The organism is Nitratidesulfovibrio liaohensis (assembly GCF_011682075.1).
Taxonomy (GTDB): Bacteria; Desulfobacterota; Desulfovibrionia; order Desulfovibrionales; family Desulfovibrionaceae; genus Cupidesulfovibrio; species Cupidesulfovibrio liaohensis.
Genome location: NZ_VSMK01000558.1, coordinates 1 through 1,351 on the forward strand (window position 1 = coordinate 1; position 1,351 = coordinate 1,351).

Consider the following 1,351-nt stretch of genomic DNA (forward strand, 5'->3'; position numbering starts at 1 on the left):
GCCAGCGCCAGCGGGGCGTAGTCGAGTGGCAGGGTGGATGCGTCCAGCGGGGCGGTGGGGGCGGGCGCGGCCTGCACCGAAGGCTTCAGCGCGGGCTTGGCCGATACGCCCTTGGCGTCGGCGGTGACCACAAGGCCCGTGGCGCGCAGCAGGTCCAGCACCTGCTCGGCGTGGGGCTGTGCGGCGTCCCAGGTGCCGGAAAGCCGGGCCTCGCCGCCGGTGAAGGCAGGCATGGCCAGCATCACGGCGGCCACCAGCGGGTCGATGCCCATGGTGGGGGCCTTGGGCACGCGCAGCCTGGCGGCGGGCATGGGGGTGACGCGCACGGACAGGGCGTCGTCGCCTGTTTCGCCCAGCGTGGTCACGCCAGCCTTGCAGGCGTGCAGCAGGGGCAGCACTTCCGCGATGCAGGTGGCGGCGTCGGGGTGGGCGGCGCAGTGCAGGGTGATGGGGGCGTTCCAGAACGGGGCGGCCAGCAGCAGCGCGGTCAGCGCATCGACGGGCAGTTCCGCGGGGATGCGCACCTCGTCGGGCAGCACGCCGGAACATTCCAGGCGCACCGGCAGGCCGGACGACTTGGGCACCACGGGCGCCAGACGCGCGCCGAGCAGCGGCAGGAACTGGCGCAGGGCGGTGGTGTCGGCCATCTTCAGCGCCGGGCCGCCGGTGAACTTGACCTTGCCGACGGCGCCAAGGGACAGCGCGGCCAGCAGGTGGAAATTGAGGGAATCGTCACCCGCGTAGATGACCTTGTCGGTGAACTCCAGCGGGTCGCCGCCCTTGCTGCGCACCAGGGAATCGCCTTCCCACGACAGGTGCGCGCCCGCCTGGTTCAGCGCCTTCACGGCATCGATCAGGTGGTCGCCCAGCATGGCGCCCTCTATGTCGGCCTCTGCACCGGCGGCAGCGGCCAGGGCCACCCACAGTCGGGTGGGGCGGATGGCCAGCGGTCCATATATATTGATGGAGACGGGGCGGCGGGGCGGGGCAAGGTTGAAGCTGGGGCGCACCTCGCCTTCGGGGCTGCGCTCCTGCATTTCCACTTCCTGCAGCAGCGCGAACAGCTGGCGCACGAAGCGCGGGTCGCGGCTGACGCGCGCGGCGGCGCTTTCCCACGCCTCGCGCAACTGCTTTTCGGCCACGGTGTCGCGCGCGGGGGCGGAGGACACGCCGGGGCGGCGGCTACCGCGCACCTTCTGAAAGAGGCGGGCGCGCTTGGCCAGCAGGCGGATGATGTCTCGGTCGAGTTCCATGATGGTCTCGACCGGCGACTGGCCGGAGGCGGGGCGGCCCTGGCCGGAGCGCGGCGGGCGACCGGGCCTGTCGGGCCTGTCGCCCCTGTCGGAGCGAT

1 protein-coding gene is annotated in these 1,351 nt (G+C 72.5%); it reads right to left on the minus strand.

The annotated features are described in order from the left end of the window. On the minus strand, positions 1 to 1,253 hold a 1,253-nt coding region (locus FVW27_RS15855; RefSeq protein ID WP_243838514.1), incomplete at its 3' end, for a 5-enolpyruvylshikimate-3-phosphate synthase. Between the last annotated feature and the right edge of the window lie 98 nt (positions 1,254 to 1,351).